Source organism: Paraburkholderia sp. NPDC080076, from assembly GCF_050281145.1.
In the GTDB taxonomy this organism is placed as follows: Bacteria; Pseudomonadota; Gammaproteobacteria; order Burkholderiales; family Burkholderiaceae; genus Paraburkholderia.
On sequence record NZ_JBNNWQ010000005.1, the window covers coordinates 467,473 to 484,646 of the forward strand.

General features: G+C 61.6%; 17 protein-coding genes and 1 tRNA gene. All 18 read left to right on the forward strand.

Going from position 1 to position 17,174, the window contains the following annotated elements:
- The first annotated feature begins 44 nt into the window (after window positions 1-44).
- The 18 genes from ACQKRQ_RS23665 to nuoK all read left to right on the forward strand — a co-directional run bounded on the left by ACQKRQ_RS23665 (window position 45) and on the right by nuoK (window position 17,168).
- The gene (locus ACQKRQ_RS23665; RefSeq protein ID WP_427479754.1) at window positions 45-1,376 is read left to right on the forward strand and encodes a branched-chain amino acid ABC transporter substrate-binding protein; all 1,332 of its coding nucleotides are present in this window, start codon (window positions 45-47) and stop codon (window positions 1,374-1,376) included.
- 186 nt (window positions 1,377-1,562) lie between these two features.
- Window positions 1,563-1,835: a 30S ribosomal protein S15 gene (gene rpsO, locus ACQKRQ_RS23670; protein WP_011487489.1), complete on the forward strand. Its 273-nt coding sequence runs from the start codon at window positions 1,563-1,565 to the stop codon at window positions 1,833-1,835.
- Window positions 1,836-2,180: 345 nt separating this feature from the next.
- Window positions 2,181-4,337 (forward strand): polyribonucleotide nucleotidyltransferase, encoded by a 2,157-nt coding sequence (pnp, locus tag ACQKRQ_RS23675; protein ID WP_207915644.1) that lies wholly within the window; start codon window positions 2,181-2,183, stop codon window positions 4,335-4,337.
- A gap of 151 nt (window positions 4,338-4,488) precedes the next feature.
- The gene (locus tag ACQKRQ_RS23680) at window positions 4,489-5,505 is read left to right on the forward strand and encodes an NAD(P)H-quinone oxidoreductase (protein ID WP_427479756.1); all 1,017 of its coding nucleotides are present in this window, start codon (window positions 4,489-4,491) and stop codon (window positions 5,503-5,505) included.
- Between the two features lie 121 nt (window positions 5,506-5,626).
- Window positions 5,627-6,406 carry a triose-phosphate isomerase gene (gene tpiA, locus ACQKRQ_RS23685; protein ID WP_427479758.1) on the forward strand — a complete coding sequence of 260 codons (780 nt, stop codon included), beginning with the start codon at window positions 5,627-5,629 and terminating at the stop codon, window positions 6,404-6,406.
- A gap of 82 nt (window positions 6,407-6,488) precedes the next feature.
- Window positions 6,489-6,866, forward strand: a complete 378-nt coding sequence (gene secG, locus ACQKRQ_RS23690) for a preprotein translocase subunit SecG (RefSeq protein WP_095419939.1) — start codon at window positions 6,489-6,491, stop codon at window positions 6,864-6,866.
- Between the two features lie 113 nt (window positions 6,867-6,979).
- Window positions 6,980-7,064 (forward strand) — tRNA-Leu (locus tag ACQKRQ_RS23695).
- 162 nt (window positions 7,065-7,226) lie between these two features.
- Entirely contained in the window at window positions 7,227-7,586 is a 360-nt protein-coding gene (locus tag ACQKRQ_RS23700) for an NADH-quinone oxidoreductase subunit A (protein WP_013339872.1), read from the forward strand.
- 63 nt (window positions 7,587-7,649) lie between these two features.
- Entirely contained in the window at window positions 7,650-8,129 is a 480-nt protein-coding gene (locus ACQKRQ_RS23705) for a NuoB/complex I 20 kDa subunit family protein (RefSeq protein ID WP_006052903.1), read from the forward strand.
- A 21-nt stretch (window positions 8,130-8,150) separates the two neighbouring features.
- Window positions 8,151-8,753: an NADH-quinone oxidoreductase subunit C gene (locus ACQKRQ_RS23710; protein ID WP_132375255.1), complete on the forward strand. Its 603-nt coding sequence runs from the start codon at window positions 8,151-8,153 to the stop codon at window positions 8,751-8,753.
- Window positions 8,754-8,762: 9 nt separating this feature from the next.
- Window positions 8,763-10,016: an NADH-quinone oxidoreductase subunit D gene (locus tag ACQKRQ_RS23715; RefSeq protein ID WP_132375254.1), complete on the forward strand. Its 1,254-nt coding sequence runs from the start codon at window positions 8,763-8,765 to the stop codon at window positions 10,014-10,016.
- Between the two features lie 131 nt (window positions 10,017-10,147).
- The gene (gene nuoE, locus ACQKRQ_RS23720) at window positions 10,148-10,633 is read left to right on the forward strand and encodes an NADH-quinone oxidoreductase subunit NuoE (protein WP_106280364.1); all 486 of its coding nucleotides are present in this window, start codon (window positions 10,148-10,150) and stop codon (window positions 10,631-10,633) included.
- Window positions 10,630-11,958, forward strand: coding sequence for an NADH-quinone oxidoreductase subunit NuoF (nuoF, locus tag ACQKRQ_RS23725; RefSeq protein WP_427479762.1), 1,329 nt, complete (start codon window positions 10,630-10,632; stop codon window positions 11,956-11,958). Before nuoE ends, nuoF begins: the two co-directional genes overlap by 4 nt.
- Window positions 11,959-12,081: 123 nt before the next feature.
- Entirely contained in the window at window positions 12,082-14,415 is a 2,334-nt protein-coding gene (gene nuoG / locus ACQKRQ_RS23730) for an NADH-quinone oxidoreductase subunit NuoG (protein ID WP_427479764.1), read from the forward strand.
- The gene (gene nuoH, locus ACQKRQ_RS23735) at window positions 14,416-15,480 is read left to right on the forward strand and encodes an NADH-quinone oxidoreductase subunit NuoH (RefSeq protein ID WP_106280370.1); all 1,065 of its coding nucleotides are present in this window, start codon (window positions 14,416-14,418) and stop codon (window positions 15,478-15,480) included.
- Between the two features lie 15 nt (window positions 15,481-15,495).
- Window positions 15,496-15,984, forward strand: a complete 489-nt coding sequence (gene nuoI / locus ACQKRQ_RS23740; RefSeq protein ID WP_012432383.1) for an NADH-quinone oxidoreductase subunit NuoI — start codon at window positions 15,496-15,498, stop codon at window positions 15,982-15,984.
- A gap of 168 nt (window positions 15,985-16,152) precedes the next feature.
- On the forward strand, window positions 16,153-16,842 hold the full coding sequence (locus tag ACQKRQ_RS23745) for an NADH-quinone oxidoreductase subunit J (RefSeq protein ID WP_028196947.1): 690 nt from the start codon (window positions 16,153-16,155) through the stop codon (window positions 16,840-16,842).
- A gap of 20 nt (window positions 16,843-16,862) precedes the next feature.
- On the forward strand, window positions 16,863-17,168 hold the full coding sequence (nuoK, locus tag ACQKRQ_RS23750; RefSeq protein ID WP_006052894.1) for an NADH-quinone oxidoreductase subunit NuoK: 306 nt from the start codon (window positions 16,863-16,865) through the stop codon (window positions 17,166-17,168).
- Window positions 17,169-17,174 lie beyond the last annotated feature (6 nt).

Sequence of the window (17,174 nt, forward strand, 5' to 3'; positions counted from 1 at the left end):
GCTGAACGCCCTATGATCCGCGCTTTCACCAATCAGGCGGGGCGATGACGATGGCGAAGTGGCAACGGACGGCGGCAGCGGTGCTGGCGGCGATGTCGATGGCGGCGGTGGCGGTGGCGTATGCGGCGAGCGAGCCGGCAGCCAATCCCGCGGCCGGCCTTGGAACAAAGCCGGCGAGCAAACCCACCGGCGCGCCGATCCAGCTGGCGCTGATCGAAGGCATGTCCGGCCCGTTCGCCAACGCGGGCGCGGCGGTGGAGCGCAACCTGCGCTTCGGCGTCGAGCAGGTGAATGCGCACGGCGGCGTGAAGCTGGCCGACGGCGCGCATCCGTTCGAGCTGGTCGTGCTCGACAGCAAGGGCGGCACCGAAGAGGCGCTCACGCAATTGCGCGCGGCCGCCGACCGTCATATCGGCTACATCATGCAGGGCAACAGCTCGGCGGTCGCCGCCGCGCTGATCGGCGCGATCGACAAGCAGAACAGTCGCGAACCGGGCAACCGCGAACTGTTCCTCAACTATTCCGCCGACGACCCGGCCCTGACCAACGCCAACTGCAGCTTCTGGCATTTCCGCTTCGACGCGCACGCGGGTATGCGCATGGACGCGCTGGCCGATGTGATCCAGCGCGACAAGGCGGTGAAGAAGGTCTATCTGCTGAACCAGGATTACAGCTTCGGACACGACGTCAGCAGCCTCGCGCGTTCGACGCTGGCGACGAAGCGTCCGGACATCGCGGTGGTCGGCGACGAATTTCATCCGATCGGCCGCGTGAAGGACTTCGCGCCGTACATCGCGAAGATTCGCGCAAGCGGGGCGGACGCCGTGATCACCGGCAACTGGGGCAACGACCTGACGCTGCTCGTCAAGGCCGCGCGCGAGCAGCGGCTGGACACGAAGTTCTACACGTTCTACGGCAACAGCCTCGGCGCGCCCGCCGCTTTGGGCGACGCCGGCGTCGGCCACGTGATCGCGGTGGCAGACTGGCATCCGAACGCCGGCGGCGCGGCGTCCGACGCCTGGTACGGGGCCTTCCGGGCGCGCTTTCCGGCCGCGCAGGACGACTACCCGGTGTTGCGCATGCCGCTGATGATCGAAACTCTGGCTGCGGCAATGACGCGCGCCGGCAGCGCCGATCCGATGGCGGTGGCGAAAGCCCTCGAGGGAATCAAGTTCGACAACGGCTTTCACGCCTCGTGGATGCGCGCCGACGATCATCAACTGATCCAGCCCCTTTACGTGATGGAGATGGACAAAGCCGGTACGCCGGGCGTGCATTTCGATAACGAAGGCTCCGGCTACGGTTTTCGCACGGTGCTGGCGCTGCCGCCCGAGCGCACCGTCCTGCCGACCGTCTGCAGGATGAAGCGGCCGTGATCGAGGCGGGGCGCGCCATCGCCCGGCACAGCGGGGTTCGCGGCCGGATTGGGCTGTGCTACAATACGCGTCCCGTTGTGAGGCAAGCCTTTGTCCAAGGCCTGTCAGCAATATTTAAAGCACACGGGTAACCCACGGCACGGCCTTTCTTCCGTGACCGCCTGTCTAGTTCTTAAGGAAATCGACATGTCCGCAGTTGAAACAAGCAAGAAGTCCGAAGTCGTTGCGCAATTCGCACGCGCCGCTAACGACACCGGCTCCCCCGAAGTTCAGGTCGCGCTGCTCACGACCCGCATCAACGAACTGACCGTTCACTTCAAGGCACACACGAAAGATCACCACAGCCGCCGCGGTCTGCTGCGCATGGTGAGCCGCCGTCGTAAGCTGCTCGACTACCTGAAGGGTAAGGACGCGGATCGTTACCGCGCACTGATCGAGAAGCTGGGTCTGCGTAAGTAATCGGCCAGTCGTTCAGCAAGATGCCTGTGTCAGTTTCACTGATACAGGCATTTTGTTTTTGCACGGTGCGCTTCATGTGATGCGCGCCGGCTGTTCTCCGCAGTGGCGTGCCGGTTCATGCGGCGGGAGCAGGCAGCAGTAATCAAGCAGTAGAGCAAGCAGTAAAGAAGAGATTCATGGCCGGGCTTCAGGGGCGGAGCTTTGTGTCATTCCAGCGGTTCGCGCGCGTACTCGACGTAGGGCGTGGTTCTCTGGAATGGCATAACACTACTCTTCCCATGCGGCGCCGGTCCTGGCGTTGCCGCGCCGCTTCTGGTCCGCGCGGCATTACGAAGAGGAAAAGCAATGACTATGTTCAATAAGATCGTCAAAGAATTTCAGTGGGGACAACATAAGGTCCGCCTCGAGACCGGCGAAATCGCTCGTCAGGCGAGCGGTGCCGTAATCGTCGACGTCGAAGATACCGTGGTGCTGGCCACCGTGGTCGGCGCCAAGACGGCCAAGCCGGGTCAGGACTTTTTCCCGCTGACCGTCGACTACCTCGAAAAGACCTATGCCGCCGGCAAGATCCCGGGTGGCTTCTTCCGCCGCGAAGGCCGTCCGTCGGAAGGCGAAACGCTGATCTCGCGCCTGATCGATCGTCCGCTGCGCCCGCTGTTCCCGGAAGGCTTCTACAACGAAGTCCAGGTCGTGATCCACGTCCTGTCGCTGAACCCCGAAATCCCCGCTGACATCCCCGCGCTGATCGGCGCGTCGGCGGCGCTCGCCGTGTCGGGTCTGCCGTTCAACGGCCCGGTCGGCGCAGCACGCGTGGCCTACATCAACAACGAATACGTGTTGAACCCGACGCGTCCGCAAATGAAGGAATCCGCGCTCGACCTGATCGTCGCCGGTACGGAACGCGCGGTGCTGATGGTGGAATCGGAAGCGCAGCAACTGAGCGAAGAAGTGATGCTCGGCGGCGTGGTGTTCGGCCACGAACAAATGCAGATCGCGATCGACGCAATCCACGAACTGGTCCGCGAAGGCGGCAAGCCGGAATGGGATTGGCAACCGGCGGCGAAGAACGAACCGCTGATCGCACGCGTGACGGAACTGGCGCAAGCCGATCTGCTCGCGGCTTACCAACTGCGCGACAAGCAAGCCCGTTCGACCAAGCTGAAGGAAGTCTACGCAGCCACGTCGGCGAAGCTGGAAGAAGACGCCGCAGCAGGCGGCACGGTGGCGGCCGACAAGGCAACCGTCGGCAACGTGCTGTTCGACATCGAAGCGAAGATCGTCCGTACGCAGATCCTGAACGGCGAACCGCGTATCGACGGCCGTGACACGCGCACCGTGCGTCCGATCGAAATCCGTACCGGCGTGCTGCCGCGTACCCACGGTTCGGCACTGTTCACGCGCGGCGAAACGCAAGCGCTGGTGGTGGCCACGCTGGGCACGAAGGGCGACGAGCAGAACATCGACGCGCTCGAAGGCGAGTACCGCGAACGCTTCATGCTCCACTACAACATGCCTCCGTTCGCGACCGGCGAAACGGGCCGCGTCGGTTCGCCGAAGCGCCGTGAAATCGGTCACGGCCGTCTCGCCAAGCGCGCGCTGGCTGCCTGCCTGCCGAGCGCCGACGAATTCGGCTACTCGATTCGCGTCGTGTCGGAAATCACGGAATCGAACGGTTCCTCGTCGATGGCTTCGGTGTGCGGCGGCTGCCTCGCGCTGATGGACGCCGGCGTGCCGATGAAGGCGCACGTCGCCGGCATCGCCATGGGCCTGATCCTGGAAGGCAACAAGTTCGCCGTGCTGACCGACATCCTCGGCGACGAAGATCACCTCGGCGACATGGACTTCAAGGTGGCGGGCACGGAACAAGGCGTGACCGCGCTGCAGATGGACATCAAGATCCAGGGCATCACCAAGGAAATCATGCAGGTCGCCCTCGCGCAAGCGAAGGAAGGCCGTATGCACATCCTCGGCAAGATGACCTCGGCGGTGTCGGGCGCGAACACGGTGCTGTCGGACTACGCACCGCGCATGATCACCATCAAGATCAATCCGGAGAAGATTCGCGACGTGATCGGCAAGGGTGGTTCGGTGATCCGCGCGCTGACCGAAGAAACCGGCACGACGATCGATATTTCGGACGACGGCGTCGTCACCATCGCCAGCACGAGCAGCGAAGGGATGGCCGAAGCGAAGAAGCGTATCGAGAACATCACGCTGGAAGTCGAAGTGGGCCAGGTGTACGAAGGCACCGTGCTCAAGCTGCTCGATTTCGGCGCGATCGTGAACATCCTGCCGGGCAAGGATGGTCTGCTGCACATCTCCGAAATCGCCAACGAGCGTATCAAGGACATCAACGACTACCTGAAGGATGGCCAGCAAGTGAAGGTCAAGGTCATCCAGACGGACGAAAAGGGCCGCGTGCGTTTGTCGGCCAAGGCGTTGCTGAATGAAGGCGCGAATGGCGCGAGCGGCGCGCCGCAAGGCGAACCGACGCCGCAGTAATGCGGTAGCGGCACAACGGCCGGCAGCGTGAATGCGCGCCGGCCGTTTTTTATGAAGGGTGCAGGGTGGATTGCGTTGCAGGTGGACAGAAACGGGTACTCTATTTGTTCATTCCGGCATGCAACGCAATCCAATCTTGGAGTTGACGCAGATGAAAGCGATCGAAATCACCGAATTCGGAGCGCCGGACGTCCTGAAGCTGGCTGAGCGGCCCACGCCGCAGCCGAAAGTAGGCGAGGTGCTGATCAAGGTGGCCGCATCCGGCATCAACCGTCCGGACGTGTTCCAGCGCAAGGGCGGCTATGCGCCGCCGCCGGGCGCGTCGGATCTGCCGGGGCTGGAAGTGGCGGGTGAAATCGTCGAAGGGTCGATCGACGAGAAGAACAACCCGTTCGGTCTGAAGGTAGGCGATCGCGTGTGCGCGTTGCTGGCCGGCGGCGGCTACGCGGAATACGCGGTCGCGCCGCTGCTGCAGTGCCTGCCGGTGCCGGCCGGTTTGTCGGATGTCGAAGCGGCTTCGCTGCCGGAAACGTTCTTCACGGTGTGGAGCAATGTGTTCGACCGTGCGCAACTCGGCAAGGGCGAAGGCGCGCCGAACGAAACGCTGCTGGTGCAGGGCGGTTCCAGCGGCATCGGCGTGACGGCGATCCAGATTGCGCATGCGCTCGGCTTTCGCGTGTTCGCGACCGCTGGCTCGGACGAGAAGTGCCGCGCCTGTGAAGCGTTGGGGGCGGAGCGGGCGATCAACTACAAGACTGAGGATTTCGTCGAAGTGATCAAGTCGCTGACCAACGATCGCGGCGTCGACGTGGTGCTCGACATGGTGGCGGGCAGTTATGTGTCGCGCGAACTGACGGCGTTGGCAGATGGCGGCCGCATCGTGCTGATCGCGTTGCTGGGTGGCGCGAAAGCGGAGCTCAATCTGAACGAGGTGCTGCGCCGCCGCTTGACGCTGACCGGTTCGACGCTGCGTCCGAGGCCGATCGAATTCAAGGCGAAGATTGCCGCGCAGTTGAAAGAGCATGTCTGGCCGCATCTCGAAGACGGCCGCATCAAGCCGGTGGTGCATCGCGTGTTCCCGGCCGCGCAGGCTGCCGACGCGCACGCGCTGATGGAGAGCAGCACGCATGTCGGCAAGATCGTACTGTCTTGGGGTCAGGACGCTTGACACGGTCGGTTTGACCCGATCCACCCCACGCAGTAAAATTGCGCGTTTTGCGCACGCCGCATGAAACCGAAAGGCGGACTGTAAGCGCAAACAAAGTCCGCCGCCAAGACAAGACGAGACGATGTCGAAACAACGAGCCAAACTGGTAGTCGGTAACTGGAAGATGCACGGGCGCCTCGCCGAGAATGCCACGCTGTTGCAAGCCGTGGCGCAAGGCGCGGGCGAATTGCCGGCCGACGTGCGCGTCGGCGTCTGCGTGCCGAGTCCGTACCTCGCGCAGTCTCAATCGTTGCTGGAAGGCAGCCGGGTCGTGTGGGGCGTGCAGGACGTGTCAGCGTTCACGCATGGCGCCTATACCGGCGAAGTGGCCGCGCCGATGGTGGTGGATTTCGGCGCCACGCTCGCGATCGTCGGACACTCGGAACGCCGTGCCTATCATCGCGAAAGTGCTGAACTGGTCGCGGTGAAAACGCAGCGCGCGCTGGAAGCAGGCTTGACGCCGATCGTCTGTGTCGGCGAAACGCTTGAAGAGCGCGAAGCCGGTTCGACCGAGCAGGTGGTCGGCACGCAACTGGACGAAGTGCTGGCCAAGTTGTCGGTGCAAGAGGCGGCGCGGCTTGTCGTCGCGTATGAGCCGGTTTGGGCGATCGGCACTGGCAAGAGCGCAAGCTCGGAGCAGGCGCAGGCCGTCCATGCGTTCCTGCGTGCGCGTCTGGCGGCAAAGGGTGCGGCGGTGGCGGATGTACCGCTGTTGTACGGCGGCAGTGTGAAACCGGAAAACGCGGAAGAATTGTTCCGTCGGCCGGATATCGACGGTGGCCTGATCGGCGGCGCGTCGTTGAAAGACCAGGATTTCCTGGCGATCTGCAAGGCGGCGGCCGCAACGAGCGTCGCCGGTTAAGCAGGGCGCCTTGGCGAGGATGACCCCATCCCGTGCAACACGCAGTGTGTGGCGCGGTTAAATAAAGACTCAGGTGAGTGTGATGCTGTATTTGAAAACATTGATTATCGTCGTTCAGCTGTTGTCGGCACTCGGGGTTATCGGCCTCGTCTTGCTGCAGCACGGCAAAGGCGCCGATATGGGCGCGGCTTTTGGTAGCGGCGCGTCGGGAAGCCTGTTCGGCGCGACCGGTTCGGCAAACTTTTTGTCGCGTACAACGGCGGTGCTCGCAGCGGTGTTTTTTGTCACCACGCTGACGCTCACTTACCTCGGCGCGTATCGTGCAAAACCTTCCGCAGGCGTGCTGGGCGCGGCTGTGACTGCGCCGGTCGCGGCTTCGGCTGCCTCGGCACCGGCAGGTGGCTCGGCTGTTTTGCCGGCATCGGCTGCGTCCGTCCCGGCGACCGACGTGCCGAAATAAATTTTCGTTCAAACGTGCTTTTGTGCGTTGAACAATCTGTTTAGACCAGTTACAATCTAAGTCTTGAAGCGATTCGCGGGTTTTATAAGTTGTTTTCCCGGATTGCATGCAGTGCCGACGTGGTGAAATTGGTAGACACGCTATCTTGAGGGGGTAGTGGCGAAAGCTGTGCGAGTTCGAGTCTCGCCGTCGGCACCAAAATGTTATCTAAATGCCAGCCGCTTGCTTCGCTTCGGCTGGCATTTTCACTTCTGACGTGCGGCTTGCGTTGGGCTTGCGGCATGTGCGTTTCGGAAGTGATTTCGCGTCAGGAGTGCTATGCTCCTGACGGCACTCAGAACCAACCGATTGAGGATAGTCTTGAACCTCGCAGCCTATTTCCCCGTCTTGTTGTTCCTCGTTGTGGGCACCGGTTTAGGCGTAGCACTGGTCAGTATCGGCAAGATCCTCGGTCCCAACAAGCCCGATACCGAGAAAAACGCACCGTACGAGTGCGGCTTCGAAGCATTCGAAGATGCGCGCATGAAGTTCGACGTGCGCTATTACCTCGTCGCCATTCTCTTCATCATTTTCGACCTTGAAACCGCGTTCCTGTTCCCGTGGGGCGTTGCTCTGCGCGACATCGGCTGGCCGGGTTTCATGGCAATGATGATTTTCCTGCTCGAATTCCTGCTGGGCTTCGCCTATATCTGGAAGAAGGGCGGCCTCGACTGGGAATGATGGATTAATCGCCGGTTTGCGTGGGTGGCCAAGGCTTGCCGCCCCGTCTGGAGTGGAAAGCAAATGAGTATCGAAGGGGTCTTGAAGGAAGGGTTTGTCACCACCACGGCTGACAAACTGATCAACTGGACGCGCACCGGCTCGCTGTGGCCGATGACGTTCGGTCTTGCGTGCTGCGCGGTCGAGATGATGCATGCGGGCGCTGCCCGTTACGACCTCGACCGTTTTGGCGTGGTGTTTCGTCCGAGTCCGCGTCAGTCGGACGTGATGATCGTCGCCGGTACGCTGTGCAACAAGATGGCGCCGGCTCTGCGCAAGGTCTACGACCAGATGGCCGAGCCGCGCTGGGTGATTTCGATGGGCTCGTGCGCGAACGGCGGCGGCTATTACCACTACTCGTATTCAGTGGTGCGCGGCTGTGACCGGATCGTGCCGGTCGACGTCTATGTGCCGGGTTGTCCGCCCACGGCGGAAGCGCTGGTGTACGGCGTGATCCAGTTACAGGCCAAGATTCGCCGCACCAACACAATCGCCCGTCAATAAGGCCAACGCCTCCCCCACAATATGGCAAGCAAACTCGAGACCCTGAAAGCGAACCTCGAGGCGGCCTTTGGCGGCCTCCTGCTGAACATCACCGAAGCAATCGGTGAGTTGACGATCGTCGTGAAAGCTGGCGACTACCTCAACGTGGCAACCCGTTTGCGCGACGACCGCTCGCTCGGTTTCGAGCAATGCGTGGATCTGTGCGGCGTCGACTATCAGACCTACGCCGACGGCGCTTACGACGGTCCGCGTTTCGCGGCCGTTCTGCATTTGTTGTCGGTGCAGAACAACTGGCGTCTGCGTCTGCGCGTGTTCGCACCGGACGACGAAGTGCCGATCCTGCCGTCTGTGGTCGAAATCTGGAATTCGGTCAACTGGTACGAGCGCGAAGCATTCGACCTGTACGGCATCGTCTTCGAAGGCCACCCGGATCTGCGCCGCATCCTGACCGACTACGGTTTCATTGGTCACCCGTTCCGTAAAGATTTCCCTGTCTCCGGCTACGTCGAAATGCGTTACGACCCGGAAGAGAAGCGCGTCGTCTATCAGCCTGTGACGATCGAGCCGCGGGAAATCACGCCGCGCGTGATCCGCGAAGATCGCTATGGCGGTCTGAAACACTAAGAGAACGCCATGGCAGAGATCAAGAACTACACGCTCAACTTCGGCCCTCAGCACCCGGCAGCGCACGGTGTGCTGCGCCTCGTGCTCGAACTCGACGGGGAAGTCATCCAGCGCGCCGATCCGCACATCGGCCTGCTGCATCGTGCGACTGAAAAGCTCGCCGAAACCAAAACATTCATCCAGTCGGTGCCGTACATGGACCGTCTCGACTACGTGTCGATGATGGTCAACGAGCACGGCTACGTGATGGCGATCGAAAAGCTGCTCGGCATCGAGGTGCCGGTACGCGCGCAATACATTCGCGTAATGTTCGACGAAGTCACGCGTGTGCTGAACCACCTGATGTGGATCGGCGCGCACGCGCTCGACGTCGGCGCCATGGCGGTGTTTCTGTACGCGTTCCGTGAACGCGAAGATTTGATGGACGTGTACGAAGCGGTGTCCGGCGCACGGATGCACGCGGCTTACTATCGTCCGGGCGGCGTCTATCGCGATCTGCCTGACGCAATGCCGCAATACAAGGCGTCGAAAATTCGCAATGCGAAGGCATTGTCGAGGATGAACGAGAACCGCCAGGGCTCGTTGCTCGACTTCATCGACGATTTCTTCACGCGTTTCCCGAAGTGCGTCGACGAATACGAAACGCTGCTCACCGACAACCGGATCTGGAAGCAACGTCTGGTCGGTATCGGTGTGGTCAGCCCGGAACGTGCGCTGAATCTCGGCATGACCGGCGCGATGCTGCGTGGCTCGGGCATCGAATGGGATCTGCGCAAGAAGCAGCCGTACGAAGTCTACGACAAGCTCGATTTCGACATTCCGGTCGGCGTGAATGGCGATTGCTATGACCGCTATCTGGTGCGTGTCGAAGAAATGCGCCAGTCCACACGGATCGTGAAACAGTGCATTGAGTGGCTGCGCAAGAATCCCGGCCCTGTGATGGTCGACAATCACAAGGTTGCGCCGCCGTCGCGCGTGGGCATGAAGTCGAACATGGAAGAGCTGATTCACCACTTCAAGCTCTTCACGGAAGGCTTCCACGTGCCGGAAGGCGAGGCGTATGCCGCGGTCGAGCATCCGAAGGGCGAGTTCGGCATCTATCTGATTTCCGACGGCGCGAACAAGCCGTATCGCCTGAAGATCCGCGCACCGGGCTACGCACACCTGTCCACGCTCGATGAAATGGCGCGCGGTCACATGATCGCCGACGCCGTGACGATCATCGGCACGCAGGACATCGTGTTTGGCGAAGTGGATCGCTAGGACGTATTCATCAGAGCGCGCCTTCAGATTGCATCGAAGCGCGCGTCAAGCAAAGGAACGCCGGGTCTGTCGCATCATGCAGCGCGCGACAGGTTTTCGTTCGGTAGGAATTGAAAGAGTCGTGTCTGAAAATGATCTCAGCTGAAGGCCTGAAAGAAATCGATCGCGCGATCGCGAAGTATCCCGCCGATCAGAAACAGTCCGCCGTGATGTCGGCGTTGGCTACTGCTCAGGAAGAGCATGGCTGGCTGACGCCCGAACTCATGCAGTTCGTCGCGGACTATCTCGGCATGCCGGCAGTCGCCGTGCAGGAGGTGGCTACCTTCTACACGATGTACGAGACCTCGCCGGTCGGCAAGTACAAGATCACGCTCTGCACCAACCTGCCGTGCCAGCTCGGCCCGGACGGCGGCTCGGACAGCGCCGCTGAATATCTGAAGCAGAAGCTCGGCATCGACTTCGGCGAAACCACGCCCGACGGCAAATTCACCCTGAAAGAAGGTGAGTGCATGGGTTCGTGCGGCGACGCGCCGGTGATGCTGGTGAACAACCATCGCATGTGCAGCTTCATGAGCCGCGCGAAGATCGACCAGCTGCTCGAGGAACTTTCGAAATGACGTCTTTACACGATCGTCACATCAAACCGCTGATTCTCGCCGGCCTGAACGGCGACAACTGGCATCTCGAAGATTATGTGGCGCGCGGCGGTTACGCCCAGCTGCGCCGTATTCTGGAAGAGAAGATTCCGCCCGAGCAGGTGATCGCCGACGTCAAGGCGTCGGGTCTGCGTGGCCGTGGCGGTGCGGGCTTCCCGACCGGCCTGAAGTGGAGCTTCATGCCGCGTCAGTTCCCCGGCCAGAAGTACCTCGTCTGCAATTCGGACGAAGGCGAACCGGGCACGTTCAAAGACCGCGACATCCTGCGCTTCAATCCGCATTCGCTGATCGAAGGCATGGCCATCGGCGCGTACGCGATGGGCATCACGGTTGGCTACAACTATATCCACGGCGAAATCTGGGAAGTCTACAAACGCTTTGAACGAGCGTTGGACGAAGCTCGCCGCGCCGGGTTCCTCGGCGAAAATATCATGGGCTCGGGCTTCTCGTTCGAACTGCATGCGCACCACGGTTACGGTGCCTATATTTGCGGCGAAGAAACCGCGCTGCTCGAATCGCTGGAAGGCAAGAAGGGCCAGCCGCGCTTCAAGCCGCCGTTCCCGGCGAGCTTCGGCGTGTATGGCAAGCCGACCACGATCAACAACACCGAGACGTTCGCCGCAGTGCCGTTCCTGCTTGCGATCGGTCCGCAGAATTACCTCGAGATCGGCAAGCCGAATAACGGCGGCACGAAGATTTTCTCCGTCGCAGGCGACGTCGAGCGTCCGGGCAATTATGAAGTTCCGCTCGGCACGCCATTCGCCACGTTGATGGAACTCGCCGGCGGCATGCGCGGCGGCAAGAAGATCAAGGCCGTGATTCCCGGCGGCTCGTCGGCACCGGTGATTCCGGGCGACATCATGATGCAGACCGACATGGACTACGACTCGATCGCCAAGGCTGGCTCGATGCTCGGTTCGGGCGCGGTCATCGTCATGGACGAGACGCGCTGCATGGTGCGCTCGTTGTTGCGTCTGTCGTATTTCTATTACGAAGAATCGTGTGGTCAATGCACGCCTTGCCGCGAAGGCACGGGCTGGCTGTACCGCGTCGTGCATCGTATCGAGCATGGGCTCGGCCGTCCGGAAGATCTGGATCTGCTGAACTCGGTCGCTGAAAACATCATGGGCCGCACGATTTGCGCGCTCGGCGATGCAGCGGCCATGCCGGTTCGCGGCATGCTCAAGCACTACTGGGACGAATTCGAATACCACGTCGCCCACAAGCATTGCCTCGTCGGCGGTCATGCCGGCGCGGCAGCGGCGTCGGAAACCGTAGCGGCTTGAGTCTGCGGATAAACAAGCAGATAAGCACGCAGAAGAACATGCCATCCGCGGGGTTCATCGCCTGAAACAGGCGCTGAACAGGCGAACGATTGAGCGGTAACAGGTTAAGGAAGATTGACCATCATGGTTGAACTTGAAATAGACGGCAAGAAAGTCGAGGTGCCCGAAGGCAGCATGGTGATCCAGGCTGCGCATAAGGTCGACACATACATTCCTCACTTCTGCTATCACAAGAAGCTGTCGATTGCGGCCAACTGCCGGATGTGTCTGGTCGATGTCGAAAAGATGCCGAAGGCGGTGCCCGCATGCGCCACGCCGGTATCGGCCGGCATGATCGTGCGCACCAAGTCGGACAAGGCGGTGAAGGGCCAGCAAGCCGTGATGGAATTCCTGCTGATCAACCACCCGCTGGATTGCCCAATCTGCGACCAGGGCGGCGAGTGCCAGTTGCAGGATCTGGCCGTGGGTTACGGCAAGTCGGCATCGCGCTACAGCGAAGAAAAGCGCGTGGTGTTCCACAAGAACGTCGGCCCGCTGATCTCCATGGAAGAAATGTCGCGTTGCATCCACTGCACGCGTTGCGTCCGCTTCGGCCAGGAAGTGGCCGGCGTGATGGAGCTCGGCATGCTGGGCCGGGGCGAGCATTCGGAAATCACGTCGTTCGTCGGCAAGACGGTGGATTCGGAACTGTCGGGCAACATGATCGATCTGTGCCCGGTCGGCGCACTGACCAGCAAGCCGTTCCGCTACAGCGCCCGTACGTGGGAATTGTCGCGCCGCAAGTCGGTGAGCCCGCACGATTCCGTCGGCGCGAACCTCGTGGTGCAAGTGAAGAACAATCGCGTGATGCGCGTTCTGCCGTTCGAAAACGAATCCATCAACGAATGCTGGATTTCGGACAAGGACCGCTTCTCGTACGAAGGCCTGAACAGCCCCGAGCGCCTGACTCAGCCGATGCTCAAGCAAGGCGGCAAGTGGGTCGAGACCGACTGGCAAACCGCGCTCGAATATGTGGTGAAGGGTTTGAAGGGCATCAAGGGCGACCACGGCGCGAACGCGCTGGCCGCACTCGGCAGCGCCCACAGCACGGTTGAAGAACTGTTCCTGTTGAAGCAACTGGCGCAAGCGGTCGGCACGTCCAACGTCGACTTCCGTCTGCGTCAGTCGGATTTCTCCGCACCGGTTAACGGTACGCCGTGGCTCGGCGCCGCTATCGCCGATCTGTCGAACGTCGACGCCGCACTCGTGATCGGCTCGGATCTGCGCCGCGATCATCCGTTGTTCGCCGCGCGTCTGCGTCAGGCTGCGAAGGGCGGCGCGAAGCTCACGCTCGTGCAGTCCACCAGCGACGACGCGCTGATCCCGCAAGCGGAGCGCGTTGTAGCAGCGCCGTCGGCATGGCTGGAAGCGCTGGCTGGCATCGCCGGCGCAGTGTCGGAAGCCAACGGCGTGGCACTGCCGGAAGCTTTCGCCGGCACGCAGCCGACGGACGCCAACAAGCGAGTCGCGAAGTCGCTTGCCACGGGCGAACGCCGCCTCGTGTTGCTGGGCAACAGCGCGGTCCGTCATCCGGACTTCGCGGTCATTCACGCCGCGGCGCAATGGATCGCGGACGCGACCGGCGCGACGCTGGGCTTCCTCACGGAAGCGGCCAACACGGTCGGCGCGCATCTCGTGAACGCGTTGCCGGGCGAGGGCGGTCTGAACGCTCGCGAAGTGTTCGAGCAACCGCGCAAAGGTTATGTGCTGCTGAACGTCGAACCGGAGTTCGACACGGCCAATCCGGCGCAGGCTTTGGCCGCGTTGAAGCAGGCTGAAATGGTCGTCGTGATGTCGCCGTTCCAGACCGGCGCGGAATACGCCGACGTGCTGCTGCCGATCGCTCCGTACACGGAAACGGCCGGCACGTTCGTCAACGCCGAAGGCACGGTGCAGACGTTCAACGGCGTCGTGCGTCCGCTCGGCGATACGCGTCCGGCATGGAAGGTATTGCGTGTGCTGGGCAGCCTGCTTGGCGTGCCCGGTTTCGAATTCGACACCTCGGAAGAAGTGCGCACGGCCGCCCTCGGCGACGGCGAACTGACCTCGCGTCTGTCGAACAAGACGGGCGTCGCGGTTGCGCGCGGCAAGGCGGCAAAAGCGTCGGAAGGCAAATTCGAGCGTATTGCGAACGTGCCGATCTACCACGCCGACGCGCTGGTGCGTCGCGCTGAGTCGTTGCATCTGACCGCAGCGGCACGTGCAGCGAACTCGGTCGGTCTGCCGGCTGGGCTGTTCGACAAACTGGGTTTGAAGGAAGGCGACGCGGTGCGCGTGCGCCAGGGCGAGCAATCGGTGCAGTTGCCGGCCGTGCGCGACGCAAATCTTGCGGAGACGGTCGTCCGCGTATCGGCGGCTACGCCTGCCGGTGCAGCGCTGGGCAGCCTGTTCGGTGAACTGGTGGTGGAGAAGGCGTAAATGAGCTTGTTCGATACGATCAACTCGGGCGGCACCCAGCTTCTCGGTGTGGCATGGCCCACGGTGTGGGCACTGGTGCGCATCCTGGTGGTGGCCGTCGTGATCCTGCTGTGCGTGGCTTACCTGATTCTGTGGGAGCGTAAGCTGATCGGCTGGATGCACGTGCGTCTCGGCCCGAACCGCGTCGGCCCCGCAGGTCTCTTGCAGCCGATCGCCGACGTGCTGAAGCTGTTGCTGAAAGAAGTGATTCAGCCGGCGCAGGCGAGCCGCTGGATCTACCTGATCGCGCCGATCATGGTGGTGGTGCCGGCCTTCGCGGTCTGGGCGGTGATTCCGTTCCAGGCGGGCGCTGTGCTTGGCGACATCAACGCGGGTCTGCTGTACGCGATGGCGATCTCCTCGATCGGCGTGTACGGCGTGATTCTGGCGGGTTGGGCGTCGAACTCGAAGTACGCGTTCCTCGGCGCGATGCGCGCCGCGGCGCAGATGGTCTCGTACGAAATCTCGATGGGCTTCGCGCTCGTGGTCGTGCTGATGACCGCTGGCACGCTGAACCTGTCGGGCATCGTCGCTTCGCAGGAACATGGCATCTTCGCGTCGTACGGCTTGAACTTCCTGTCGTGGAACTGGCTTCCGCTGCTGCCGATGTTCGTCGTGTACTTCATCTCGGGCATCGCCGAAACGAACCGTCACCCGTTTGACGTGGTGGAAGGGGAGTCGGAAATCGTCGCGGGCCACATGATCGATTACTCGGGTATGGCGTTCGCGCTGTTCTTCCTTGCCGAGTACATCAACATGATCGTGATCTCGGCATTGGCTGCAACACTGTTCCTCGGCGGCTGGAGCGCACCGTTCGGCTTCCTGTCGTTCGTCCCGGGCATCGTATGGCTCGTCGCCAAGGTTTTCTTCCTGTTGTCGGTGTTCATCTGGGCGCGTGCCACATTCCCGCGCTATCGCTATGACCAGATCATGCGTCTGGGCTGGAAGATTTTCATTCCGGTCTGCGTGGTGTGGCTGGTGGTGGTCGGCTTCTGGATCATGTCGCCGTTGAACATCTGGAAATAAAGGGCGGATGAACCCATGACCGCAATCCAAAACTTTTTCAAGACCTTCTTCCTCACGGAACTGCTCAAAGGCCTCGCGCTGACCGGACGTTATACGTTCCAGCGCAAGGTGACCGTGCAATTCCCGGAAGAGAAGACTCCGATCTCGCCGCGTTTCCGCGGGCTGCACGCGCTGCGCCGCTATGAAAACGGCGAAGAGCGCTGCATCGCCTGCAAGCTGTGCGAAGCAGTGTGCCCGGCGCTCGCCATCACCATCGAGTCGGAAACGCGCGCGGACAACACCCGCCGCACGACGCGCTATGACATCGACCTGACCAAGTGCATCTTCTGCGGTTTCTGCGAAGAGAGCTGCCCGGTCGATTCGATCGTCGAAACGCACATTCTCGAGTATCACGGCGAGAAGCGTGGCGACCTGTACTTCACGAAAGACATGCTGCTGGCCGTGGGCGATCGCTATGAAGCGGAGATCGCCGCGAACAAAGCAGCCGACGCACCGTATCGTTGAAGCGCTTCAGTTAAAGCAGTAAATGCAGCAATCACGGCCTGTTGTCGGGCCGGGCGCCGCGGCCTGAACGCCGCGGCACGGCGCACCTGTGCGGCTGTTCTGGCGTTATGCCAGCCACAAGTGCCAAAGAACAATGCCTGACGATGGCCTAACGATGAACCGGTAATCATGGAATTCACGACCGTACTGTTCTACATCTTCGCGCTGCTCCTGGTGGTTTCAGGGCTGAAGGTGATCACCTCGCGCAACCCGGTGTCGTCCGCACTGTTTCTGGTGCTGGCGTTCTTCAACGCAGCCGCGATCTGGATGCTGCTGCAGGCCGAGTTCCTTGCGATCCTGCTGGTGCTGGTCTACGTCGGCGCGGTGATGGTGCTGTTCCTGTTCGTCGTGATGATGCTGGACATCAACATCGACGTGCTGCGCAAAGACTTCAAACGCTTCGTGCCAATGGCCACCCTGGTGGGCGCGATCATCGTGATCGAAACCGCGCTGATTCTCTGGCACGGTTACGGCGCGACCGCCACGGCGCTGCGCGACACCACCGCCGCCGCGAACGGCATGGGCGACTGGTCGAATACGCGTCTGATCGGCAAGGTCATCTACACCGACTACATCTTTGCGTTCGAAGTGGCCGGTCTGGTGCTGCTGGTCGCGATCATCGCGGCGATTGCGCTGACCACGAGCCACAAGAAAGACAGCAAACGTCAGAACGTCAGCGAGCAGGTCAAGGTACGTGCCCAGGACCGTGTGCGCGTCGTGAAGATGGCGTCGGAAAAGACCGCGGCAACCGTCGCGGCGGAAGAAGCCGCAGCAGCGGCAGCAGCAGCGGCCGACTCGGCACCGGCTAAGAACAGCTGAGCGGACAGGAGATAGAAATCATGTTGACCCTTGCCCATTACCTTGTCCTCGGCGCGATCCTGTTTGCGATCAGCATCGTCGGCATTTTCCTGAACCGTCGCAACGTCATCATCATCCTGATGGCGATCGAACTGATGCTGCTGGCGGTGAACACCAATTTCGTCGCGTTCTCGCATTACCTCGGGGACGTGCATGGTCAGATCTTCGTCTTCTTCGTGCTGACGGTTGCGGCAGCCGAAGCGGCGATCGGACTCGCAATTCTGGTGACCCTGTTCCGTAGCCTCGACACGATCAATGTCGAGGACCTCGATCAGCTCAAAGGTTAATTTCAG